Consider the following 22974-nt stretch of genomic DNA (forward strand, 5'->3'; position numbering starts at 1 on the left):
ATCAACGGAATCCAAAAAATCCACAAAAGAAGGAGCGATGCGATGAACCAGAACCTGAGCCTCTACCCCCTGACGCTGTACTACGACGGCGCCTGCCCGCTGTGCATGGCCGAGATGCGCAACCTGATGTTGCGCAACACGGCGGGGCGGCTGCGCTTTGTGGACATGGCGCCGGCAGACTTCGTGGCACCGGCGGGCGCTAAGCGGGAAGAGCTGGCGCGCCTGCTGCACGGCCAGGCGGCCGATGGCCGCTGGCTGCGCGGGGTGGACACCTTTGTGGCCATGTACGAGGCGGTGGGCGTGTCGTGGGTGGCGCAGGCCCTGGGTGGCCGCTGGGTGCGGCCGCTGGCCGAGCGCGGCTACCCTTGGCTGGCGCGCAACCGGCACCGCATCCCGCGCTGGCTGGCGCATGTGGTGTTCGGCACGGCGCTGCGCCGCGCCGCCCGGCAGGTGGCGGCGGCGGGTGAGTGCGCGCAGGGCGCCTGCCGGAGGGACGGATCATGAACGTGCTGATCTTGGGCGCCACGGGCTTCGTGGGCCGGCATATCGCGCGGGCTTTGCAGGCGGCGGGCCACAGTCTGGTGGACGGCCCGCGCATCGACTTTGCCCAGGCCGTCACGCCTGCGCACTGGGCGCCGCTGCTTGGCGGTGTGCAGGCCGTGGTGAACGCGGTGGGCGTGCTGCGCGACACGCGCCGGCGCCCCATCTGGCCGATTCACGCCAGCGCGCCGCAGGCGCTGTTTGAGGCCTGCGCGCAGGCCGGCGTGCGACGGGTGCTGCAGGTGTCTGCGCTGGGCGTGGACGGCAATGAAACGGCCTATGCCCGCAGCAAGCGGGCGGCCGAAGCGCACCTGCGGGCGCTGGTGCGGCAGGGCGCGCTGGACGCCGTGGCGCTGCGCCCGAGCGTGGTGGTGGGGCCGGGTGGTGCGTCCACCGGCCTGTTTCTGGGCCTGGCCCGCGCGCCCTGGCTGCTGCTGCCTGAGCCGGTGGCGCAGGGCCGTGTGCAGCCGGTGCATGTGAACGATCTGGCCGAGGCTTGCGTGCGGCTGCTGGGTTCCTCGCCGGGTCTGCCGGGCAGCGTGGACGTGTTGGACGTGGTGGGCCCAGAGGTCTTCACGCTGGAGCGGCTGATCGCCCACTGGCGCGCGGCGCAGGGCCGGGCGCCGGCGCGGGTGGCGCAGCTGTCGGCCCGGCTGAGTGGCTGGAGCGCCCGGCTGGGCGACTGCGTGCCGGTGTCGCCCTGGGGCAGCGAGACGTTGGCCTTGCTGGCGCAGCCCAACACGGGCGAGGTGGCGCCGCTGGAGCGGCTGCTGGGGCGCCCGCCGGTGTCGGTTCGGCAGTGGCCGCAGGAGGCGCTGTGATGCGCGAACACGAAGCCAATGTGGGCCTGAGCGCCGTCGAGCGCTGGAGCCTGGTGGCCCTGTGGTGGGGCACGGCGGGGGTGTCGTGGCTGGGCTGGGGCGGCATCAGCCACGAACTGGTGCACCAGCCCGGCTGGGTGCCCGAGGCCTGGGTGTCGGCCCTGGTGGCCGGCGGCATCGCGCTGGATTTGGCCATGGGCCTGTGGCTGGCGCTGCGGCCCGGGGTGTGGGCTTGCCGCGCGGGCGTGGCCGTGGTGCTGGTGTTCAGCGTGCTGGCCACGGCCATGGTGCCGCAGCTGTGGCTGCACCCCTTGGGGCCCTTGCTCAAAAACCTGCCAATCCTGGCGCTGCTGTGGCGTGCCAGCCAATGGAACCTGCGGAACCCTTTGAACCGCCTGGAGATTCGATGATGGACCTGTACCCGTGGATCAAGACCCTGCACGTGCTCTCCAGCGTGGTGCTGGTGGGCACCGGCTTTGGCACCGCCTTCTACCTGTTCATGGCCAACCGCAGCGGCTCGGTGCCGGCGCAGGCGGTGGTGTCGCGCCTGGTGGTCAAGGCCGACCTGTGGATGACCACGCCCGCGGTGATCATCCAGCCACTCAGCGGTGTGGCCATGACCCTGATGGCCGGCTGGCCGCTCACCACGCCCTGGCTGCTGCTGGCGCTGGCGCTGTACTTTGTGGCGGGCGCGTGCTGGCTGCCGGTGGTGGTGTTGCAGCTGCGCATGGCCGCGCTGGCCAAGGAGGCCGCGGCCCAGGGCGCCACCGAACTGCCCACGCGCTACTGGACGATGGCCCGCTGGTGGGAGGGCCTGGGCTACCCGGCCTTCGCGGCCATGGTGGTGGTGTTTGGCCTGATGGTGATGAAGCCTGCCTTGTGGGGGTGAGGGGCGCCGCGAGGGCGGGCGCGTTTCGCCCTCACATCGCCATCGCGGGCGAAGCCATGGCGCGGGTGGGGGCGCTGACGACGGTGGCCTGCTGTTGGGTCGGTTGCTCGTCGGCTTGCGCCATCTGATCGATGGACTGACGGGCTTCGGTGTTGGCGGCGGTGCGTGCGTCAAGCGCGCCGTCTTTGAGGGTCAGGCCGTCGTATTGGGCAAAGCGGATCTGCCCGTCGGCAACCTTCAGGTGGGTGATGCCGGTCAGGCCCTGATCACGTGCCTGCCGGGCCAGCGCGTACACCGTGTTGTCCATGCCAGCGTCCCAGGGCAACTGATGGCGCTCGGCGACCTCGCGCACGTGTTGCTCGCTGTCCTGGATCAGGCGCAGGCTTTGGGGGGAGAGCTGGTTGTCGGGCTTGAGCCGCAAAGGTTGGTTGAGCGCCTCTTCTTTTTCCACTGCGGGGGTGGGTGGTGTGGTCTCCGCAGGGTGGCGTTCCAGAACGCGCTCCAGATACCCTTTTTCTCCAATGGCGGCCTCCCAGGCGGTTGCGCTGGCTTGGCGGTCGGCGAGACCTTTGACTGCGCCCCCGGGGCTCCCTGTATTGATGATTGCGCCCGCCTTGGTGACATCCGTGCTGGCGCCCGTCACACGTTGAACCTCACTCTTCCAGTAACTCACAGCCAACTTTTCTGCATTGTCCGTGGCTGCCGCTAGGTCGGGCGAATTGACCAGGTCCAAACCAGTCCTTCGAGCGTGGAGTTCGTAGTTGGATCGCCCGGTCAGCTGGATGTACCCGCGACCTCGGAAGGTATAGCCATCATGTGGCTCTGTATTTCCAAGGGCTTCCTTGCCCCAATCTCCACCGTAGATCTTGTCGGCGATGGCCTGATGCCGTTGCTGGCGATCTGGAATGGCGGCCAACTCCAAGGCCTCTTTCTCGGTGAGTCCGTTCCGTGGCGGTACCTTCGCATTGCCTTTGAAGGTGTCCCAGAGAACGGAGCCGCGGTAGTTCAGGTTTTCTTCCAGGCGCTTGAGGTTCTGGCTTTCATGCTGCGTCTGCCCCATGAAGTTGGCGAGTTCTTTTGGGTCGGTGATGCCCGCACGATACGCCGTGACCAGCAGGGATTCGGCACGTGACCGCTGTTCAGGGGTGTTGAGGCCAGGGATGGTGGGTACCACGGGACTCATGGCTTCTTGGTCCGGGTTTTTTCAGCGTCGAGCCGGTCCTGCTCACTGAACCAGACAGTGGCGTGCGTCAAGCCAAGCTTGCTGAAGTTCTCGAAGTGGAGAGTGCGCAGGCAAGGCGGCGTCGGGTCTTTTTGCTTGATGTCCCAGCCGTCTGGAAAGTTTTCGGGAGCCAGATACCCAGCCCCTTGCGGATTTGTGTCGTCTTGTTCGGTCAGAAAGAAGAATCTGCCCTTCTCGGACGCGACAAACATGTAAGGAATGCCATTGGTAGGCACGCCTTTGAAAAAGTGCTTCTTGTAGTCGCTGGGATTGGGCGGATAGCTGTATTGCACCTCGCCCTTCTGCGTTCCGACCGCCAGGTATGCATAGCCGGGGTTGTCTTTGGGCAAGCCTTTGAACTTTTCAAATCCTGGCGATCCGCACAGCGAGAGCAAACGGTGATCACGCAGTTCGCAAGAGAAGCCCACGGTCTCCTGGGGTTTGCAGTTGTGGGTCACGGGGGCGGCGCTCTGCTGCGGCTTGGGCTCGCCTGGGCCGGCGGCGCAAGCACTCAGGCTCAGGGCCAGCAGCGCGGCGACAGGCAGGACCGAAAGGCGGGCAGGGGTCGGGTGGCTTGGGCTGTGCATGGCGAAGGGGTTGAAATTTTGTAGTTCATTCTGCTTCATAAAAAAGCGAACCACCCCAAAGGGCTGCTGTCAGGCCCCGCAAGGCCAGCCCCCGTGCCGAACGACCCCTGGCCGCCCTCAGAGGGTGTTGTGGCCCCAGCCGGTGAGCTGTACCAGGCGCTCCAGCGCGAAGGCGCCGAGCACCGAGTTGCCCTTGGCGTCGAGCTCGGGCGCCCACACCGCCACGGTGCCCACGCCGGGCACGATGGCGACGATGCCGCCGCCCACGCCGGTCTTCACCGGTAGGCCGATGCGGTAGGCGAAGTCGCCCGCGGCGTCGTAGGCGCCGCAGGTGAGCAGCAGGGCGTTGACGCGGCGGGTGTCATCGGCGCTCAGGAACTGCTCGTCGGGCTCGCCGCGCAGGCTCTGGTCGCGCCCCTTGTTGGCGAGGAACATGGTGGCCTGCGCGAGCTGGCTGCAGCTCATTTCGGTGGCGCACTGGCGGCAGTAGTTGTCCAGCACCAGCTCGGGCGGGTTGTGGAAGTTGCCGTGGCTCTTCATGAAATAGGCCATGGCCATGTTGCGGTGGGCGGTGTCGCGCTCGCTTTTGGCGATGCGGGCGTTCCAGTGCAACTCGGGGTCGTCGGCCAGGCGGCGCAGGGCGCCGAGCAGGGCGTAGTCGAGATGGGCGTAGCGGGTGGTGAGGATGTCGGTGATGACGAGCGCGCCCGCGTTGATGAAGGGGTTGCGCGGGATGCCGTTTTCCGTTTCCAGCTGCACGATGGAGTTGAACGCGGCGCCCGAGGGCTCGCGCCCCACGCGTTGCCAGAGCTCGTCGCCCACGAGCTTGAGCGCCAGCACGAAGGTGAAGAGCTTGGTGATGCTCTGCAGGGAAAAGGGCGTGTGGGCGTCGCCGACGGCGTGGGTTTCGCCGTTGCACAGCGCCACCGCCATGCCGAACTGGCGCGGCGGCACCTCGCCCAGGGCGGGGATGTAGTCGGCCACGCGGCCCTGGCCAAACAGGGCCTGGGCTTCGGTGTGGATCTGGTCCAGGAGGGCGGGCAGGTGGCGGGGCATGGCGCGCATTCTAGGGGCGGCGTGCGGGCCGCAAAGGCCGGTATGCCGGGCCGCGAGGGACGTTATGCAAGATGCACATCGGGGCCGATCTGCTGCCTGGCGCGCTTGGGGTGTGCCGCGCGGTGTGCATTTGTGCCGGCCGCCGCGGGCCGGGCGACAGGGGGCGGGACCAGGGGTTTCGGCGGTTGGGGCTTTCGTATATGGTGGTATGAACAGTTCCCTTGCCACCTGACCGCACGCCATGACCACCGACAACCCCGACACCATGCCCGAGGCCGAAGACACCCGCTGGCTCGAGACCTATGCCGAAGACGTGTTCCTGCCTTCCGTGCGGGTGCAACTGGGCTGGCGCGATGTGGAGGCCGCAGTGGAGCAGGGCGCGATCCTGCCGTCGGAGGCGCATGCGCTGTGGGCCAGCTGGGCCATGCCGGGCAGCCCCACGCGTGTGGCCGCGCCGAGCGCCACCCCTGTGCCGGAGCCCCGCCCGGCGCCGGTCGAGCTGCCGCTGGAGTCCACGCTCGTCAGCCCCATGCCGCGCCTGACCGAGAAGGAGCCACCGGCCGAGCCTTTCCAGGCCGCCGGCCAGGAAGGGCCGGGCATGGCGCGCCGGCTGGTCACGGCCCTGGGACTGGTCGCCGTGGGCGCCGTGCTGTCGGCCCTGGTGCTGCGCACCTGGTCCTGACACCTGGGTGCCTGGGCGCCCTCACTGCCCGAAGCGGGGGCCGTTCTCCAGAAAAGCTTCTTCGGCCGGGGTGCAGGCACGGCCCAGCGCCGCGTTGCGGTGGGGGAAGCGTCCGTGGTCCGCAACGATGTCGCGGTGCAGGCGGGCGAAGCGCAGGTGGTTGGCGAGCGCCTCGCGCAACTCGGGCGTGGCGTCTTCGAGCAGCGCGGTGAAGCGTGAGACGCATCCGTCCTGCAGGCCCAGGGTTTCGGCGTGCATGAGCGGCATGTAGAGAAACACCCGGCCCACGCGGGGCAGGGCGGCGTCCTGCCCCAGTGCCAGGGTCTGCTGCACCAGTTGTTGCGCCCGGGCGTCGCCCGCGAACGCGCGCGGCTGGCCGCGGAACATGTTGCGGGGGAACTGGTCCAGCACAATGATGAGCGCCAGCCGCGATGCGAGGTCGGTCTCCCAGTCCTGGCAGCCGCCGGCGAGTGCCGTTTGCACCAGCGGGCCGAAGCGATCGGTGATCTGCTGGTCCAGCGCGGCGCCGCCGCCAAACCACAGGGGGTGCCGGTCGTCGGCGGGCCAGTCGCTCTGCAGGGCGTCGCCAAACCAGAATTCCAACACTTCCAGCGCCATGGGTATGGAGGGTGGGGTGATCAGGTGTGCGTTCATGGGCGTTTTCGGGGTATCGTGGGTGGCCGGTTACGTCTGGCAACGTCTTTGACCGTGCATGCGGTACAGGTTACAGGGGATTTGGATGTAATACATGCACAGGGCCACAGCTCTGCAACCAGGAGATAACCATGAACACGATGTCTTTGAGCACCCAATGGAGCCGCAGCTCCGCCTGGGCCCGCGGTCTCGCGATCGCCGCACTGGCCGCCGGGGGCTGGGCACTGTCCGGCGTGGCCACCCAGGCCCACGCCCGAGGAGACGTCTACTGGTCCGTTGGCGTGAATTCACCCGGCGTGTCCGTGGGCGTGTCGAACGCGCCGCCGGTGGTGTATTACCCGCCGCCGGTGTATTCCTATGGCCGCCCGGTGGTGGTCTATGAAGAACCGGTGGTGGTGCACCGCCCGTACCGCTATGTGCGGCCCGTGGTGGTGGCGCCGGCTCCGGTGTATTACCACCCTGGCCGGGGCCACGGCAACCGCTGGGGCCACCGCCATGGCCATCGGCGCGACTGGGACGATGACGACCGCCACGGCAACCGCTGGGACGATGACGACCGCCGCGGCTACGGCCGCCGCTGAGTGAAGCCTCGGCCTTTCAGGCGCGGCTGCGCGCGATGCGCGCCGCCAGCCGCGCCGCCACCCGGGCTGTCAGCCCGTCCCGGTCCAGCGCCGGGTTAAGTTCGGCAATGTCGGCCGCCACCACGCGGCCCGAGCCCAGCACCTGATCGATCAGCCGCTCCACCTGCGCGAGCGGCACGCCCAGCGGGGCGGGTGCCGACACCCCCGGGGCCTGCGCCCCAGGCAGCACATCCAGACACACCGTGAGGTACACCGTATCGCTGCGCGCGAGGTCGGTGGCCAGCGCCTGCTGCGCGTCGCGCAGGCCCGCGGCATCCTGCAAACCCTCGTCGAGCCAGTAGCGCACGCCCATGGCGTGGGCCCGGTCGAACAGGGCCTGGGTGTTGGCGAAGCGGCTGATGCCGAAGACGCGGTAGTTGAAAGCCTGGCCGCGTTCGGCGCACCAGTCGTGCATCTGGCGGAACGGCGTGCCCGAGTTGGCCTGGGCCGCCACGCGCAGATCGAAGTGGGCGTCGAAATTGACCACCAGCAGGCGGCCGGTGTCGGGCCGGGCTTTCACGATGCCCTGGAACGTGCCCCAGGCCATTTCGTGGCCACCGCCGAGCACCAGCGGCAGGCTGCCGCGCGCCATGGCTGCGGCCACGCGCTCGCCCAGTTGGGCCTGCGCAGTTTCGAGTGCGCCGTCCTCACAGCCCACATCGCCCGCGTCCCAGAGCGCGGGTTCGCCCAGCACCGGCATCCCGGCCAGCGCAGCACGCAGCGCCTGCGGCCCGGCGGCGGCGCCGGTGCGCCCGGCGTTGCGGCGCACGCCTTCGTCCACACCGAAACCGATCAGCGTGACGCCGCCGGTGCTGTCGGCGGCGGCGGGCCGCACGTGCTGGTGCCAGCGGGTGCTGACGCCGGTTTCTTCGGCGTCGACGCGGCCGCGCCATTCAAAGGGTGGGTTCGGATTCATTGGTGCTCCAGTCCCGCCGCGATCACGCGGCGGCAGGGGTTGCGGCCAAACCAGTAGGCCAGTTCGTTCGGGTGGTCGAGGTCCCAGGCCACGAAGTCGGCGCGCTGGCCGGCGGCGAGCTGGCCGCGGTCCGTCAGGCCGAGCGCGCGCGCGGCGTGCAGCGTGATGCCCTGCACCGCTTCGAGCGGCGTGAGGCGGAACAGGGTGCAGGCCATGCTGGCCATGAGCAGCAGCGACAGGCCCGGCGAGGTGCCGGGGTTGTGGTCGGTGGACACGGCCATGGGCACGCCGGCCGCGCGCAGCGCCGCGATGGGCGGCAGCTTGGTTTCGCGCAGGAAGTAATACGCGCCGGGCAGCAGCACGGCCACGGTGCCGGCGGCTTTCATGGCGGCGATGCCGACCTCGCTCAGGTGTTCGAGGTGGTCGCACGACAGCGCGCCGAACGAGGCCGCGAGCGCGGCGCCACCCTGGTCGGACAGCTGCTCGGCGTGCAGCTTGACGGGCAGGCCGAGTGCCTTGGCCGCTTCAAAAACACGGCGCGTTTGGGCCGGTGAGAAGCCGATGTGCTCGCAGAAGGCATCGACCGCGTCGACCAGGCCCTGGGCGTGCAGCTCGGGCAGCCAGGCGCAGACGGCGTCGATGTAGTCGTCGGGCCGGCCGTCGAATTCGGGCGGCAGGGCATGGGCGCCGAGGAAGGTGGTTTTGACCTCCAGGCGTTGCTCGGCGCCGAGCCGGCGCGCCACGCGCAGGCAGCGGGCTTCGGCTTCCAGCGAGAGGCCATAGCCCGACTTGATCTCCAGCGTGGTCACGCCTTCGGCCATGAGGCTTTTTGCGCGCTGCGTGGCGCTGGCGAGCAGATCGTCTTCGCTCGCGCTTCGGGTGGCGGCGACGGTGGAACGGATGCCGCCGCCCGCGCGCGCAATGGCTTCGTAGCTCGCGCCCTGCAGGCGCTGTTCGAACTCGGCCGCGCGCTGACCGCCGTAGACGAGGTGGGTGTGGCAGTCCACCAGACCGGGCGTGACCAGCGCGCCGCCGAGGTCGATTTCGTGAGCGGGTCGGGCGTGTGACGGCAGGCCGCGGTTGCGGCCGACCCAGGCGATCTGGTCGCCAGCGGTGAGCAGGGCGCCGTCTTCGATCAGGCCCCAGCCATCGGCGCCGTGGCTGGGGTCCAGCGTGGCGATGCGGGCGTTGTGCCAGAGGGTGGTGGTGGTCATGGGGTCGCGCCTTGGGGCATGTGGTGCAGCCACCAGCCAGTGGCTGGTGCAGGGTTGTCGGGTTCGAAGCGCCAGTCGCCCGGCGGTGGCGTGTCGAACCAGAGCAGGCTGAGGGCGGGCAGCGATTGTTGTTGGTCGCCGTTGCGCCAGCGGCCGGGCACCCGCGCGAACAGGCCGGCCTGCGCACCGGCGGGGGCTTGCCAGATGGCGCCGGGCGACACCGCGGCCATGCCGCCCGCGCCGCCGCGAACCATGAGGTTGAGGTCGCGCACCGGGCCTCCCATGAGGCGGCAGCCGGGCGCTGCGGCGCCGTCGAAGGCCAGCGGCGCATCGCCGGGGCTCAGCGTCTGTTGTGTGCCGGCGAAGTCCAGCGCCACGCCCTCGCCCGAGAGCAGCGTGAACCAGCGCCGCACGCCGGGGAAGGCCGAGAACGGACTGTCGGCGGCGATGTCGGCCACGCTGATGCGCAGCCGCCAGTCCGTCGGGCCGGGCCAGGCCAGCAGCTCGCGCGTGACGCCACCGCGATTGCGCCACGGCGTGGCCGGGGCGCTGTCGACGGTGATGGTGCGCGCGGTGGTCATGGCGCGTTCAGCTCGCCCACACCGACGCGAACAGGTCCTGGTGTGCGGCACCGGCCGCGCCCTCCAGCACCAGCCGGCGGGCGGCTTCGATGTCGGGCGCGAACAGGCGGTCCTTGTCGTAGAACGGCACCTCGGCGCGCAGCGCGGCATGCACCTGGGCCAGGCGGGGCGAGGTGGCGAGCGGGCGGTGGAAGTCCACGCCCTGCGCGGCGGCCAGCCACTCGATGCCGAGGATGGTGGCGGTGTTGTCGGCCATCTCGGCCAGGCGGCGCCCAGCGTAGGTGGCCATGCTCACGTGGTCTTCCTGGTTGGCGCTGGTGGGCAGGCTGTCCACGCTGGCGGGGTGGGCGTGCGACTTGTTTTCCGAGGCCAGCGCGGCGGCAGTGACGTGGGCGATCATGAAGCCGCTGTTGAGGCCCGGGTTGTCCACCAGGAAGGGCGGCAGGCCCGAGAGCGTGCTGTCGATCAGCAGCGCGATGCGGCGCTCGGCGAGTGCACCGATCTCGGCGATGGCCAGGGCCAGCGTGTCGGCCGCGAAGGCCACGGGCTCGGCGTGGAAGTTGCCGCCGGAGAGCACTTCGTTGGTGTCGGTGAACACCAGCGGGTTGTCGGTCACGGCATTGGCTTCGGTCAGCAGGGTGCGCGCGGCGTTGGCGATGAGGTCGCGGCAGGCGCCCATGACCTGCGGCTGGCAGCGCAGGCTGTAGGGGTCTTGCACACGCTCGTCGTTGTCGAGGTGCGAGAGGCGGATCTGGCTGCCCGCGAGCAGCGCGCGCGTAGCGGCGGCCACGGCGATCTGGCCGGGCTGGCCGCGCACGGCGTGGATGCGCGGGTCGAACGGCGCGTCGCTGCCCTTGGCCGCGTCCACGCTGAGCGCGCCGGTCACGGTGCCGGCTTCGAGCAGGCGCTCGGCCATGAAGAGGCCGTGCAGCGCGAGCGCGGTGGAGACCTGGGTGCCGTTGATCAGCGCCAGGCCTTCCTTGGCCGCGAGCGTGAGCGGGGCGATGCCGGCGGCTTGCAGCGCGGCGGCGGCCGGCATCCATTCACCGTTCATCCGCACCTCGCCTTCTCCCATCAGGGCCAGGGTCATGTGTGAGAGCGGCGCGAGATCGCCCGATGCGCCGACCGAACCCTTGACCGGGATGCGCGGCGTGATGCCGGCGTTGAGCAGGGCGAGCAGGGTGTCGATGACGACAGGGCGAACGCCCGAGTAGCCGCGCGCGAGACTCGCGGCCTTCATCAGCACCACGAGGCGCACGGTGGCGTCGCTCATGGGTTCGCCGGTGCCGACCGAGTGCGACAGGATCAGGTTGCGCTGCAGCAGTTCCAGCTGGTCGTCGGGGATGCGCGTCTTGGCGAGCTTGCCGAAACCGGTGTTGATGCCGTAGGCCGCGTCGCCTTTGTGCACGATGGCGTGAATGGCGGCGGCCGAGGCCGCGATGGCGGCCTGGGCTTCGCCGCCGAGTTCCACGCGCACAGCCTGTTGCCAGACGGTGCGCAGATCGGCCAGGCTCATCTGGCCGGGGTGGAGGGTGAGGGAGGTGGTCATGGTGTGAAGTGTCATCCGATCATGGGCAACTTGAGCCCTTGTTTTTTCGCTGTGGCAATCGCCAGTTCGTAACCCGCATCGGCGTGGCGCATCACGCCCGAGCCGCAGTCGTTCACCAGCACGCGCGCCAGGCGCTCGGCGGCGGCGTCGGTGCCGTCGGCCACGATCACCATGCCCGAGTGTTGCGAGTAACCCATGCCCACACCGCCACCGTGGTGCAGGCTGACCCAGCTGGCACCGCCCGCGGTGTTGAGCAGGGCGTTGAGCAGCGGCCAGTCGCTCACAGCGTCGGTGCCGTCCTTCATGGCCTCGGTTTCGCGGTTGGGGCTGGCGACTGAGCCGGTGTCCAGGTGGTCGCGGCCGATCACGATCGGGGCTTTCAGTTCGCCGTTCTTCACCATCTCGTTGAAGGCCAGGCCGGCGATGTGGCGCTCGCCCAGGCCCAGCCAGCAGATGCGTGCGGGCAGCCCCTGGAAGGCGATGCGCTCGCGTGCCATGTCGAGCCAGCGGTGCGTGTGGTGGTTGTTCGGGAACAGTTCCTTGATCTTGGCGTCGGTCTTGTAGATGTCTTCCGGGTCGCCGGAGAGCGCGACCCAGCGGAACGGGCCCTTGCCCTCACAGAACATGGGTCGGATGTAGGCGGGAACGAAGCCGGGGAAATCGAACGCGTTCTTCACGCCCTGGTCGAACGCGACCTGGCGGATGTTGTTGCCGTAGTCCACGGTGGGGATGCCCATGGCCTGGAAATCGAGCATGGCCTGCACGTGCACAGCGCAGCCTTGGGCGGCCTCGGCGCTCAGGCGGGCGTGCTGGGCCGGGTCCTTCTGCGCGGCCTTCCACTGCGCCACGCTCCAGCCCATCGGCAGGTAGCCGTTGATGAGGTCGTGGGCCGAGGTCTGGTCGGTCACCAGGTCGGGCTTGATGCCACCGGCCTTCGCGCGCTTGACCAGCTCGGGCAGCACCTCGGCGGCGTTGCCCAGCAGGGCGATGGACACGGCTTCCTTCTTCGCCGTGTGCTCTTTGATGAGTTCGAGCGCGTGGTCGATGTCCCGCGCCTGCTTGTCCACGTAGCGCGTGCGCAGGCGGAAATCGATGCTGCTCTGCTGGCACTCGATGTTGAGCGAGCAGGCGCCGGCCAGCGTGGCCGCCAGCGGCTGCGCACCGCCCATGCCGCCGAGACCGGCGGTGAGGATCCACTTGCCGGAGAGGTCGTTGTTGTAGTGCTGCTTGCCGGCTTCGACGAAGGTCTCGAACGTGCCTTGCACGATGCCCTGGCTGCCGATGTAGATCCAGCTGCCGGCGGTCATCTGGCCGTACATGAACAGGCCCTTGCGGTCCAGTTCGTTGAAGTGTTCCCAGTTGGCCCACTTGGGCACCAGGTTGCTGTTGGCGATCAGCACGCGCGGGGCGTTGCTGTGCGTCTTGAACACGCCGACCGGTTTGCCCGACTGCACCAGCAGGGTCTCGTCGTCGTTCAGGTCTTTGATCGAGGCGAGGATCTGGTCGAAGCAGGCCCAGTCGCGCGCGGCGCGGCCGATGCCGCCGTAGACCACGAGGTGCTGCGGGTTCTCGGCGACCTCGGGGTCGAGGTTGTTCTGGATCATGCGGTAGGCGGCTTCCGCGATCCAGTTCTTGCAGGTCAGCGTGTTGCCGCGCGGGGCGCGGATGACGCGGCTGGGGTCGAGGCGGGGGTCGGTGTTGGTGTTCATGGGGAACTCCTGAGGAAGAAACGGTGGGGTGAAAAAGGGTGGTGATTGCTACCTCACGCCGGAGCGTGATCCGCCACGCGCGAGGCACCCCAACCGGGGGCACCGCCGGGCCGGCTTTGCCGGACGGCCAGTGCCGCCCCCTTGAGGGGGTCGCGCGCAGCGCGGCGGGGGTGTTTCATCTAGGCTATCCAGCCCTGGGCAAAAGCGATGTGGCCCATGCCGGCGGCGAGCAGGATGCTCAGCGCGGTGCGCACGAACCAGACGCCGACCATCTGGCGCAGCGAGATCGGGATGCGCGTGGCCAGCACGCAGGGGATCGAGCCGGAGAAAAACAGCACCGAGCTGACCGAGACCACGGCGGCGACGTAGCGCACCACCGGGTCGGCGCCCTTGAGCATCAGGGCTGGCAGGAACATCTCGGCCAGGCCCGAGGCCAGGGCCTTGGAAGTCGCCACCGGTTCGGCCAGACCACCAAGCCACACGAAGGGCAGCAGCAACAGGCCCAGCACGTCGAACACCGGGGTGTAGCGCGCCAGCAGCAGGCCGATCAGGCCGACGGCGAGGATGGTGGGCACCACCGCGCTGGCCATGGCGAGGCCGTCGCGCAGGTTGTCGCGCAGCACGCGCCACAGGGGTGGTGCGTCGTTGGCCTGGGCCAGGCCGGCGTCCCAGGCGGCCTGCCAGCGGTTGCGGCCAGCAGGCAGGGCATTGCTCACGCCGCCGCTGTTGTCCATGCGCGAGATCGGCGGCAGCCAGGTGGTGATGGCGGTGACGGCGAAGGCGATCACGAAGGTGGACCAGAAGTAGAAGTTCCAGGCCTCCATCAGGCCCAGGGTCTTGGCCACGATGACCATGAAAGCGGCCGAGACGGTGGAGAAGCCGGTGGCGATGATGGCAGCCTCGCGGGCCGTGTATTTGCCTTCGACGTAGACGCGGTTGGTGATGAGCAGGCCGACCGAGTAGCTGCCGACGAAGGAGGCGACGGCGTCGATCGCGGAGTGGCCGGGCGTGCGCCAGATCGGCCGCATGACGGGCTGCATCAGCACGCCCACCAGCTCCAGCAGGCCGAAGCCGACCAGAAAGGCCAGCGCCATCGCGCCCAGCGGCACGATCAGGCCGACGGTGAGCGCGAGCTTGTCGAACAGGAAGGGCAGCATGTCCTTTTCGAACAGCGGCGCGGGCCCGAGTTTCAGCAAATACATCAGCGCCAGCACCAGGCCCATGACCTTGAGCACGCTGAACACGGCGGTGGTGGTGCTGGTGCGCCAGCTGCCCCGGGCGAAGGGCGCGGCCGCGCCCCAGGCCATGAGCGCCAGCACCAGCGCGATCGACAGGCTGCGCTGCTGCTGCGCGAGGTAGGTGGCGGCGTGGTCGAACAGGATGGTGGTCTTCCCGGCGATCTCCAGCGGCAGGAAAAACATCACCAGCCCGATGCTGCTGTAGGCCAGCAGGCGCAGGAAGGCGGCGGCGGGGACGGGCGGGCTGGACGCCGTGGCGGTGCGGGTGTTCATGGGCGGTTTCCTCGGGGCGGTTTCGATGGTATGTCTGTACATATCAAAATACTTGTCTGCGATATGTATATACAACTTTATCTGGCCATAATCCCTCCTGTCAATACCACTTCATCGGTTGATACCCCCGTAAAAACCCTATGACGAACGGTTCCACCCCCTTGCCCGCTGCGGCCGCCGAAGACCGCAAGCCCGCCTATTTGCGGGTGAAGCAGCATGTGCTGGCGCAGATCCAGAGTGGCACCTGGCAGGAGGGCGAGGCGATCCCGGGCGAAGAGGCGCTGGCGCGCACGTTCGGCGTGTCGCGCATGACGGTGAACCGCGCGATCCGCGAGCTGAGCGACGAGCAGATCGTGGAGCGGGTGCAGGGCTCGGGCACCTACGTGGCGCAGCAGAAGTACCAGGCCACGCTGGTCGAGATCCGCAACATCGCCGAAGAGATAGCCGCGCGCGGCCACGTGCACCGCAGCGAGCTGCACAAGCTCGAACGCACCAAGGCCGGCGAGGCGCTGGGGCGGCAGTTCGGGCTGAAGGCCGATCAGCCGCTGTTCCACTCGGTGGTGGTGCACTTCGAGGACGGCGAGCCGATCCAGGTGGAAGACCGCTACGTCAACCCGACGGTGGCGCCGGACTACCTGCAGATGGATTTCAACAGCCAGACGCCCAACGCATATCTGATGCGCGTGGCGCCGCTGCAGGGCGTGCGCTTCGTCATCGAGGCCTGCCTGCCGCCGCGTGACGTGGCCGAGATGCTGCACATGGCGCCCGAAGAACCCTGTCTGGTGCTGCGCCGGCAGACGCATTCGCAGGGCCAGGTGGCGTCGGTGGCGGCGATGTGGCACCCGGCGGCGCGGTACCGGTTTACCGGAAGCTTTTAGGAGGTTAGGAACTCCCCCCTGCGCCGCTGCGCGGCTTCCCCCCTCTCTGTCGCCTTCGGCGGGAGGGGGGACGCAGCCCAGTGGCCCGGCGGAGCCGGTTCCACGGCTGCCTTGGACGCGGGCACGCGCTCCGGACCGTGCCCCTTGCGCTGCCGCTGCGCGGTTCGCTGGTGCTACATCGCCTTGAAACGCCCGGCGTAGAGGCGGCTGACGGGCAGGCGTTGGTTCAATCCGCGCAGGTCGAGGCTGAGCTTGCCGGCTTCGTCGCGGTGCACGCTGTGGATGGCGGTGGCGCGCACCACGGTGCCGCGGTGCACCTGCCAGAACAGGCTGGCGTCGAGTTGGGGAATGAGCTCTTTGAGCGGGGTGCGGATCAGCAGCTCGGCGTCGGCAGTGAGCACGCGCACGTATTTGTCGGCGGCCTCGAACACCAGCACCTCGTCGATCGGTACCAGCCGGATCTGGTTGCCCACGCTGGCCTGGATCACGCGCAGGGGCGCGCTGGGCGAGGCAGCCACCGCAGGTGCGAGCAGGGCACGCAGTTGGGTCAGCGTGTGTTCGAGCGGCGCGGCCACATCGGCGGGGCTGCGCTGCGCCAGCACCTGCTGCACGCGCCGCACCGTGCGTGCGAGTCGTTCGGGCTGCACCGGCTTGAGCAGGTAGTCCACCGCCTGCGCTTCGAAGGCCTGCACGGCGTACTGGTCGTAGGCGGTGACGAAGACGATGGCGGGAAACGGCGTGTCGGCGGGCCACTCGTCGGCGAGTTCGGCGGCGGCTTCCAGGCCGCTCTGGCCGGGCATGCGGATGTCGAGGAACAGCACCTCGGGTTTGAGCCGCAGGGCCTGGGCCACGGCCGACCGGCCGTCCCCGACCACGGCCGCGATGCGCAGCGCCGGCCAGGCTTGCGCCAGCTCGGCCCTCAGCGCGGCGGCCAGCAGCGGTTCGTCTTCGGCGATCAGGGCGCTGGCGTTCATTGTTGCAAGGGCAGGCGCAGGGTGGCGCGCGTGCCGCCGTCGGCTTCGGCGCACAGCGCCACGGAGGCGCGGCTGCCGTACACGGTGGCCAGGCGCTCGCGAACCTGGGCCACGCCAAAGCCCGGCCCGCTCGTGGCGTGGGTGGCGTTGGCCGGGGACGCCAGACCCACCCCGGTGTCGACCACGTCGAGCACCAGGTCGGGGCCCTCCTGGCGGGCGCTCACGCGGATGCTGCCGCCCTCGACCTGGGGTTCCAGCCCGTGCTGGATGCTGTTTTCCACCAGCGGCTGCAGCAGCAGCGCGGGCACGGGCTGGGCGGCGAGCGGGGCCGGCAGGTCCAGGCTGCAGCTCAGGCGCGGGCCCATGCGGATGCCCATCAGCGCGAGGTAGTCGCGCAGCCGGTCGAATTCGGCCTGCAGCGTGTGCGTGCTGTTGCTGTTGCGCGAGGCGGCCAGCGTGGCCCGCAGGTAGGCAATCATGTGGTCCAGCATGGTTTGCGCGCGCGCCGCGTCGGTGCCGATCAGCGCGCGCAGGTTGGCCAGGGTGTTGAACAGCATGTGGGGTTCAAGCTGGGCCTCCAGCAGTTTCAGCCGCGCTTCGGTGGCGTGCTGGCGCGCTTCGCGCATCTTGCGTTCGAGGTAGGCGCCCTTGTTGGCGCTGTAGAAATAGTAGGAGACCACCACGCCGGCCAGGGCCGTGATCAGGATCGAGGTGCGCAGTGGTGTGGCGGTGTTGGCGCCGTCCCCGGCCAGGTACCAGCCGTAGTGGCGGCACAGCTGGTCGGCCAGCCAGGTGCCCAGCAGATAGCCGACGCTGACGCCCACGAGCACCAGCAGCACGCCGGCCCAGCCCGGGGGCCAGCCGGTTTCGGCGGCCGAGGGCATGAAGCGGCGCCCCAGGTCGATGATGGCCCAGGCCAGGGTGCTGATGAGCAGCGAGTACGCCACCGGTGGGCCATAGGGGCGATCGGGCATGAAGGCGTACTGCAGCGTGGCGATCACCAGCGCGAAGGCCCACACCTGCAGGAGGTGTCGCAGCAGGGCGATGCCGTCGGGCTTCATGGTTTCTGCCGCTCAGGTGCCGCCTGGGCCGCGCCCACGCTGCAGCCGCTCGCGTTCTTTCTGCACCAGCCGTTCGCGCAGCCCGCTGCCGTTGCCCAGCACGAAGACCGAGATGCCGTGCAGCGCGAGGCCCAGGCCCCAGCCCAGCACCGGAAAGATCGACCAGCGGCGCGCGCCGAGGCCGAATTCGGGGCCGAACTGCCAGAGCATGAACCAGACCAGGTTGACCAGCAGGTACACCGTGGCGTGGATGTACCAGCCCAGTTTGGCGCCGGCGCGCCGGCGCGCCAGGTGTTCGATGTCGTCGGGGGACAAGGGGGTGTTCATGGGTGTGCCGGGCATTCTAGGTGGGTGCCGGTGTGTGTGGTTCACGGGGCGGCCGGTAGGTGCCGCAGGAAGAAGCCGGCGATCTGGCGATCCACCTCGGGCAGCATGGCGCGGTCGAAGCCGGGCGGGTCGCCCAGCAGGTCGTGTTCGAGGCTGCCGGGCGGAAACGGGGGCAGCGGCGAGAGCATGGCGCCGTGGCTGGCCTCGGGCAGATCGGCGATCACCACGCAGGGGCCACAGGCCGCGCGCACCGCGCCCACGTGGAAGCGGGGCACCTGGTTGACGTCGCGGCCCGCCACCACCAGACCGAGCGCGATGCGGGGCACCCGCAGCGAGTCCATGTCGAAGTCGGCCGCGAAGGGCACGCTGGCCACGGCGGCCTGGATGCGCGGGTCGTGGTGGCTCTGCCAACTGGCGTCGTCAAAGCGCCAGCGGATCACGGCGCGCGCCAGCGCCAATTTGATGGGGTCGAGCACATTGCCACGCAGCCGCGTGGTGAAGCCCACGCAGGAGGAAAAGTCTTCCGCGATGTGCGCTTCGCAATGGTCGCGAAAACGGGCCGCCGACCAACGCCCGCCCGCCAGGGTCAGCGCCGTGTGGCCCCCGGCCGAGCCACCGTACACGCCCACCCGGTCCAGCGCCAGCCAGGCGGCGAAGCGGGGGCTTTGGGCCAGCGCGTCGATGGCGCGCGAGACCTCGCCCGGGCGCCGTTGCCAGCTGGTGGGGCCAGGGTCGGTGAACGCGCCGGTGTGGTCGCCCCGGTGCTGGGGCACGGCCACCACGAAGCCGGCCTCCACCAGAGCGCTCGCCAGGTCGGCGTGCACCCACGGGTTGCCGCCGGAACCGTGCGAGATCACCACCAGCCGCCCATTGCCACGCACGGGCTCGCCCTGCGGAGCCAGGTTCAGCGTGAAGGGTCCGCGTCGGAGCGGCTGCTCGCTCGCGCTGGAGGGGTAGAACACCGTCACCGGGCCGTCGCCCGCCAGCCCGGGCAACTCGGTGAGGCCGGTGGCGGCCCGGGCCGGGGCGGCCAGCAGCAGACCCAGGCCCGCGAAGGCCAGCGCCGCAAGCCAGGCGGTGGTCCGGTGCGGCCCGGACACCGGCTGAGCCTTCATGGTTGGCGCCCGGCCTCTTGCTCGGCCAGGCGCCGGCGTTCGCGGTTCAGCAGCTGCTGGTGCAGGTGGTGACCCTGTGGGCGCAGCCACACCACGGCGCCGTGGATCAACAGGCCGATCAGCCAGCCCCCGGTGGGCAGGCCCAGCCAGCCGCTGCGGTGGCCGGCCATCCACAGGGCGGCGTTGACCAGCGTGAACACGGTGGCGTGGACCAGAAAGCCGGTTTGCTGGCTGGCCCGGCGGCGCGCCTGGCGCTCCAGTTCGGGGGACAGCGGGGTTTGACATGTGGACATGGGGACTCCTTGAAATGGGGCGTGGTGTCGGTGGGGGCTTTGCAGTCCGTGGCGGTGCCAGAACCTGGCGTGACTGTGCCGCGTCACCCCTCCGGGCGCGAGCCGATTGCGACGAAACGCCGCAACGCGGTCGCGAAGCGCCGTCTGCGGGCGTGAACGGCGGGCACGGTGTTCCTACAATGGCTGCGACCCACCCCACCGCAAAGGAACACCGCATGCCCGACACCGCCCGACGACAGTGGCTCAGGACCGGGGCGCTCGTGGCCGCAGGGCTGTCCGCCTGGGCACTGACCGCTTGCTCGGCGCTGCAACCCGGCCCGCGCACCGTCGAGATCTCCGAGAAGAAGCTGATGGAGGCGATCGCGCGCCAGTTTCCGCGCAGCAACCGCTATCTGGATCTGTTCGACGTCACGCTGGACACGCCCAGGCTGAGGCTGATGCCGGTGGAAAACCGCATCGGCACCCAACTGGACTTCACCGTGGGCGTGCCGCTGGTCGAGACGCGCACCCAGCGCGGCACGCTCAGCCTGAGCTACGGCCTGCGCCTGGAGCCCAGCGACAACACGGTGCGGCTCACGGATGTGCGCCTGGAAAACATGGATCTGCCCGAGACGTCGCCGGCCCATGCGGCGCGTTTCAAGCGCCTGGGTGGCGCGCTGGTTCAGGGCTTGCTGCCCGATCTGGTGGTCCACCGCCTCAAGCCCGAGGACCTGGAGGCGGTCGGGCGCCGGGGCTACCAGCCCGGCGCGCTGCGCGTGGTGCCCGGCGGACTGGAGCTGCGGCTCGACCCCTTGCCGCGCTGACCAGGCGCCGTCTGGAGGGGGCGGCGGTGGCAGCGGGTACCATAGAACGCCATGAACAGGCCAGTGGTTGGCCTGTTCTTTTTTGTGATGCGCGCCACGCGCCGGATGCTGTATGGATGTTGTGTTGTTGATCAAGGCCGCCGTCATGGGCGTGGTGGAAGGCCTGACCGAGTTTCTGCCGATTTCTTCCACCGGCCACCTGATCCTGGCGGGCAGCCTGCTGGGGTTTCACGACGAGCGGGCCAAGGTGTTCGAGATCGCGATCCAGACCGGCGCGATCTTCGCGGTGATCATCGTGTACTGGCAGCGCCTGCGCGCCACGCTGCTGGGCCTGACCTCGCAGCCCCAGGCGCAGCGCTTCACCCTGAACGTGGTGATTGGCTGCGTGCCCGCGGTCGTTCTGGGCTTGTTGCTGGGCAAGGCCATCAAGGCCCACCTGTTCACCCCGACGGTGGTGGCCACCGCGTTCATCCTGGGGGCCTTCGTCATTCTCTGGGCGGAGCGGCGCCAGCAGGCCAGTGTGCGCGTGCACGACCTGGACGATCTGACCCCGCTGGACGCGCTGAAAGTGGGTCTGGCACAGTGTTTCGGCCTGATCCCCGGCACCAGCCGCTCGGGCTCCACCATCATCGGCGGCATGTTGTTCGGCCTGTCGCGCAAGGTGGCGACCGATTTCAGTTTTTTCCTGGGTATCCCGATCCTGATCGGTGCTGGCGCCTACAGCCTCTACAAGGCGCGCGACATGCTCTCGATGGCCGATCTGCCGCTGTTTGCCGTGGGCCTGCTGTTCGCGTTTCTCAGCGCCTGGGTCTGCATCCGCTGGCTGCTGCGCTACGTGGCCAGCCACAGCTTCGTGCCGTTCGCCTGGTACCGCCTGGCCTTTGGCGCGCTGATCCTGCTGACCGCCCATTTCGGCTGGGTGAACTGGACTGCTTGAAGCGGGCAGGGCCTCTTACCCGCCCGGGGCGTCGGTGGCGGCGGGCAGGGTGAAGCAGAAGGTGGCGCCTTCGCCCGGAGTGCCCCAGGCCTGCAAGGTGCCGCCGTGGCGCTGCACGATGCGCCGCGAGGTGGCCAGGCCGATGCCGAGCCCGGCGAACTCGTTTGGCATGTGCAGCCGCTGAAACGGTTGAAACAGTTTGTCGGAGCGTGCCATGTCGAAACCCGCGCCGTTGTCGCTGATGCAGTAGTGCGTCTGGCCGTCCAGCACCCGGGCGTACACGCGGATGGCGGGTTGTGCCGTGGTGGCGGTGTATTTCCAGGCGTTGTGCAGCAGGTTCTGCATCAGGGCCTCCACCAGGGCCGGGTCGGCCAGGGCCTGCAGCCCGGGTTCGACCGACCAGGCCATCGCGCGCTGCGGATGCTCGGTGGCCAGTTCTTCGAACAGGTGCGTGGCCATCGCGCTGAGGTTGACCGGTTCGCGCCGTACCTCGCCACGGGCGAACTGCGAGAGCTTGAGCAGGCCGTCGATCAGCTCGCCCATCTTCTTGCTGGCGGCCATGATGCGCTGCAGGTGGGTGCGGCTGGCGGCGTCCAGCGCCGGGTTGTCTTCCTGCAGGGCCTGGGCAAAGCCGTTGATGATGCGCAGCGGTGAGCGCAGGTCGTGCGCCACCGCGTAGGAGTAGCTCTCCAGTTCGTCGTAGGCGCCCCGCAGGGCCTGGGTGCGCAGCTGGATGCGCTGCTCCAGCGTGGCGTTGAGGCGCTGGACTTCGAGCTCGGTCCGTTTGCGCTCGGTCACGTCCTGCGTCACGCCCAGCGCGCGCACGGCCCGGCCCTGCGCGTCGCGTTCAAACTCGGCCTGCACCGTGTGCCAGCGTTCCTGACCGCCGATCAACACCCGGTATTCGACGTTGTAGGCCACCTCGCCCTTGACCGCCAGCGGCCATTGCCGCTGCACCAGCGGGCGGTCCTCGGGGTGGATGATGGCCAGCAGGTCGGCGGCACCGTAGTCGGTGAAGGGCAGGTCGAGAAACCCGGGGGCTCCCGACAGGGTGGTGAAGCGCCCCGTGACCAGGTCGGCTTGCCAGGGCGCCAGACGCGCCATGTTCTGCGCCTGGTGCAACAACCGTTCACTGGTGCGCAAGGCCACCTCGATGGCCTTGCGGTCGCTCACGTCCTGCACCACCGCGATCAGGTAGTCGGGCTCTCCCGCGGGCGTGCGCACCAGGGACAGCGACAGGTGCACCCAGACGGTGTGCCCCTGCTTGTGGATGTAGCGCTTCTCGATGCTGTAGTGGTCGATCTCGCCCGCCAGGGTGCGCGCCTGCAGGCTCAGGTCCAGTCCCAGGTCGTCGGGATGGGTGAAATCCCGGAAGCTCATGGTCTCGATTTCCTGCCGGGTGTAACCGATCAGATCGCAGTAGGTCTGGTTGACCCGGATCCAGCTTCCGTCCAGCCGGGTGTGGGTCATGCCGGTGGCGCTGTGTTCGAAGGTGTCTTCCAGTTGCCGGGTGCTGCGCCGCACGGCCTCCCCGGCCTCGCGCCACAGGCGGTTCTGCCGCTGCATGAGCGCGATGGCGCCCACCACCACCAGCTCGGTGATGAAGTGCCACAGGTTCAGCCAGAACGCTTCGCGCAGGTCGTCAAACGCCAGCGAGCCATAGGGTTTGACCAGGAAGAAGTTGACCAGCACCATGCCCAGCACGGTGCTGAGCATGCCGGCCCGGAACCCGCCGTACAGCGCCGAGAGGGCCGCGGCCAGGGACAGGGTGATGAAACGCCCGCCCGACTCGGCCGGCGCCAGGGTCAGGCGCAGCCAGGTGGCCGCCAGCGTGAGCGCCACGGCCATGGCATAGCGACTCCAGGCGCTGTGGCGGTCGGGCTGCCAACCCACGATCTGCCGCCAGAGGCTATGGAGCGGGCTCGACGGAGGGGCGGTGTAGGGCATGGGGTTTGGGCGGTGTCCGGGCTGGGTCAGGTGACCGCTGCCGTTCGTTATACCGGAGGAAGCCCCCGATCTGTCGGTCGAACAGGCG

General features: G+C 69.3%; 25 protein-coding genes. 9 read left to right on the top strand and 16 right to left on the bottom strand.

Going from position 1 to position 22974, the window contains the following annotated elements; all coding sequences use genetic code 11:
- Nucleotides 1-42: 42 nt before the first annotated feature.
- From HTA01S_RS17845 to HTA01S_RS17860, 4 genes are read left to right on the top strand one after another with little or no spacing between them, the layout of a single operon-like run.
- Nucleotides 43-504, top strand: a complete 462-nt coding sequence (locus HTA01S_RS17845; RefSeq protein ID WP_068174080.1) for a thiol-disulfide oxidoreductase DCC family protein — start codon at nt 43-45, stop codon at nt 502-504.
- Nucleotides 501-1361, top strand: coding sequence for an NAD-dependent epimerase/dehydratase family protein (locus HTA01S_RS17850; protein WP_068174081.1), 861 nt, complete (start codon nt 501-503; stop codon nt 1359-1361). The genes HTA01S_RS17845 and HTA01S_RS17850 overlap by 4 nt, the downstream gene beginning before the upstream one ends.
- Nucleotides 1361-1771, top strand: a complete 411-nt coding sequence (locus HTA01S_RS17855) for a DoxX-like family protein (protein WP_068174082.1) — start codon at nt 1361-1363, stop codon at nt 1769-1771. Before HTA01S_RS17850 ends, HTA01S_RS17855 begins: the two co-directional genes overlap by 1 nt.
- The gene (locus HTA01S_RS17860) at nt 1771-2250 is read left to right on the top strand and encodes a DUF2269 family protein (protein WP_068174083.1); all 480 of its coding nucleotides are present in this window, start codon (nt 1771-1773) and stop codon (nt 2248-2250) included. The genes HTA01S_RS17855 and HTA01S_RS17860 overlap by 1 nt, the downstream gene beginning before the upstream one ends.
- A gap of 31 nt (nt 2251-2281) precedes the next feature.
- Here HTA01S_RS17860 and HTA01S_RS24845 read toward each other — a convergent pair whose 3' ends face one another.
- The 3 genes from HTA01S_RS24845 to HTA01S_RS17880 all read right to left on the bottom strand — a co-directional run bounded on the left by HTA01S_RS24845 (nt 2282) and on the right by HTA01S_RS17880 (nt 5115).
- Nucleotides 2282-3433, bottom strand: coding sequence for a glycoside hydrolase family 19 protein (locus HTA01S_RS24845; protein ID WP_084236222.1), 1152 nt, complete (start codon nt 3431-3433; stop codon nt 2282-2284).
- Nucleotides 3430-4098: a hypothetical protein gene (locus HTA01S_RS17875; RefSeq protein WP_068174086.1), complete on the bottom strand. Its 669-nt coding sequence runs from the start codon at nt 4096-4098 to the stop codon at nt 3430-3432. The genes HTA01S_RS24845 and HTA01S_RS17875 overlap by 4 nt, the downstream gene beginning before the upstream one ends.
- 78 nt (nt 4099-4176) lie before the next feature.
- A complete protein-coding gene (locus HTA01S_RS17880) occupies nt 4177-5115 on the bottom strand; it encodes a glutaminase (RefSeq protein ID WP_068174150.1) in 939 nt (312 codons plus the stop codon).
- Between the two features lie 241 nt (nt 5116-5356).
- Here HTA01S_RS17880 and HTA01S_RS17885 point away from each other — a divergent pair, with 241 nt between their 5' ends.
- Nucleotides 5357-5797: a hypothetical protein gene (locus HTA01S_RS17885; RefSeq protein ID WP_068174087.1), complete on the top strand. Its 441-nt coding sequence runs from the start codon at nt 5357-5359 to the stop codon at nt 5795-5797.
- A 21-nt stretch (nt 5798-5818) separates the two neighbouring features.
- On the opposite strand, the gene HTA01S_RS17890 is transcribed toward HTA01S_RS17885, so the two are convergent.
- The gene (locus HTA01S_RS17890) at nt 5819-6451 is read right to left on the bottom strand and encodes a DUF924 family protein (protein WP_068174088.1); all 633 of its coding nucleotides are present in this window, start codon (nt 6449-6451) and stop codon (nt 5819-5821) included.
- Nucleotides 6452-6582: 131 nt separating this feature from the next.
- On the opposite strand from HTA01S_RS17890, the gene HTA01S_RS17895 reads away from it, so the two are divergent.
- The gene (locus tag HTA01S_RS17895) at nt 6583-7032 is read left to right on the top strand and encodes a hypothetical protein (RefSeq protein WP_245638128.1); all 450 of its coding nucleotides are present in this window, start codon (nt 6583-6585) and stop codon (nt 7030-7032) included.
- A 16-nt stretch (nt 7033-7048) separates the two neighbouring features.
- On the opposite strand, the gene hutG is transcribed toward HTA01S_RS17895, so the two are convergent.
- The 6 genes from hutG to HTA01S_RS17925 all read right to left on the bottom strand — a co-directional run bounded on the left by hutG (nt 7049) and on the right by HTA01S_RS17925 (nt 14551).
- Entirely contained in the window at nt 7049-7987 is a 939-nt protein-coding gene (hutG, locus tag HTA01S_RS17900; RefSeq protein ID WP_068174089.1) for a formimidoylglutamase, read from the bottom strand.
- Nucleotides 7984-9201, bottom strand: a complete 1218-nt coding sequence (gene hutI / locus HTA01S_RS17905) for an imidazolonepropionase (protein WP_068174090.1) — start codon at nt 9199-9201, stop codon at nt 7984-7986. Before hutI ends, hutG begins: the two co-directional genes overlap by 4 nt.
- Nucleotides 9198-9782, bottom strand: coding sequence for a HutD/Ves family protein (locus HTA01S_RS17910; protein WP_068174091.1), 585 nt, complete (start codon nt 9780-9782; stop codon nt 9198-9200). Before HTA01S_RS17910 ends, hutI begins: the two co-directional genes overlap by 4 nt.
- Nucleotides 9783-9789: 7 nt before the next feature.
- Nucleotides 9790-11331 (bottom strand): histidine ammonia-lyase, encoded by a 1542-nt coding sequence (hutH, locus tag HTA01S_RS17915; protein ID WP_084236224.1) that lies wholly within the window; start codon nt 11329-11331, stop codon nt 9790-9792.
- An 11-nt stretch (nt 11332-11342) separates the two neighbouring features.
- Nucleotides 11343-13040, bottom strand: coding sequence for a urocanate hydratase (gene hutU / locus HTA01S_RS17920; protein WP_068174093.1), 1698 nt, complete (start codon nt 13038-13040; stop codon nt 11343-11345).
- A 179-nt stretch (nt 13041-13219) separates the two neighbouring features.
- A complete protein-coding gene (locus HTA01S_RS17925; protein ID WP_068174094.1) occupies nt 13220-14551 on the bottom strand; it encodes a YjiH family protein in 1332 nt (443 codons plus the stop codon).
- 140 nt (nt 14552-14691) lie between these two features.
- On the opposite strand from HTA01S_RS17925, the gene hutC reads away from it, so the two are divergent.
- Nucleotides 14692-15429 (top strand): histidine utilization repressor, encoded by a 738-nt coding sequence (gene hutC, locus HTA01S_RS17930; protein WP_068174095.1) that lies wholly within the window; start codon nt 14692-14694, stop codon nt 15427-15429.
- Between the two features lie 173 nt (nt 15430-15602).
- Here the strand turns inward: hutC and HTA01S_RS17935 are convergent, their stop codons facing one another.
- The 5 genes from HTA01S_RS17935 to HTA01S_RS17955 are packed head-to-tail and all read right to left on the bottom strand — an operon-like array spanning nt 15603 to nt 19199.
- Complete coding sequence (locus HTA01S_RS17935; RefSeq protein WP_068174096.1) at nt 15603-16403, bottom strand: LytR/AlgR family response regulator transcription factor; 801 nt, start codon at nt 16401-16403, stop codon at nt 15603-15605.
- Complete coding sequence (locus HTA01S_RS17940) at nt 16400-17464, bottom strand: sensor histidine kinase (RefSeq protein ID WP_068174097.1); 1065 nt, start codon at nt 17462-17464, stop codon at nt 16400-16402. Before HTA01S_RS17940 ends, HTA01S_RS17935 begins: the two co-directional genes overlap by 4 nt.
- A 12-nt stretch (nt 17465-17476) precedes the next feature.
- On the bottom strand, nt 17477-17791 hold the full coding sequence (locus tag HTA01S_RS17945) for a 2TM domain-containing protein (protein ID WP_084236226.1): 315 nt from the start codon (nt 17789-17791) through the stop codon (nt 17477-17479).
- 41 nt (nt 17792-17832) lie between these two features.
- A complete protein-coding gene (locus HTA01S_RS17950; RefSeq protein ID WP_068174099.1) occupies nt 17833-18906 on the bottom strand; it encodes an alpha/beta hydrolase family protein in 1074 nt (357 codons plus the stop codon).
- Nucleotides 18903-19199, bottom strand: a complete 297-nt coding sequence (locus tag HTA01S_RS17955; protein ID WP_068174100.1) for a 2TM domain-containing protein — start codon at nt 19197-19199, stop codon at nt 18903-18905. The genes HTA01S_RS17950 and HTA01S_RS17955 overlap by 4 nt, the downstream gene beginning before the upstream one ends.
- A 215-nt stretch (nt 19200-19414) precedes the next feature.
- On the opposite strand from HTA01S_RS17955, the gene HTA01S_RS17960 reads away from it, so the two are divergent.
- Together HTA01S_RS17960 and HTA01S_RS17965 are read left to right on the top strand one after the other, a co-directional pair.
- A complete protein-coding gene (locus HTA01S_RS17960) occupies nt 19415-20002 on the top strand; it encodes a hypothetical protein (protein WP_068174101.1) in 588 nt (195 codons plus the stop codon).
- A 112-nt stretch (nt 20003-20114) separates the two neighbouring features.
- Nucleotides 20115-20939 carry an undecaprenyl-diphosphate phosphatase gene (locus tag HTA01S_RS17965; RefSeq protein ID WP_068174102.1) on the top strand — a complete coding sequence of 275 codons (825 nt, stop codon included), beginning with the start codon at nt 20115-20117 and terminating at the stop codon, nt 20937-20939.
- 15 nt (nt 20940-20954) lie between these two features.
- On the opposite strand, the gene HTA01S_RS17970 is transcribed toward HTA01S_RS17965, so the two are convergent.
- Nucleotides 20955-22886, bottom strand: coding sequence for a PAS domain S-box protein (locus tag HTA01S_RS17970; protein ID WP_084236228.1), 1932 nt, complete (start codon nt 22884-22886; stop codon nt 20955-20957).
- Nucleotides 22887-22974 lie beyond the last annotated feature (88 nt).

Source organism: Hydrogenophaga taeniospiralis CCUG 15921 (assembly GCF_001592305.1).
GTDB classification, from domain to species: Bacteria; Pseudomonadota; Gammaproteobacteria; order Burkholderiales; family Burkholderiaceae_C; genus Hydrogenophaga; species Hydrogenophaga taeniospiralis.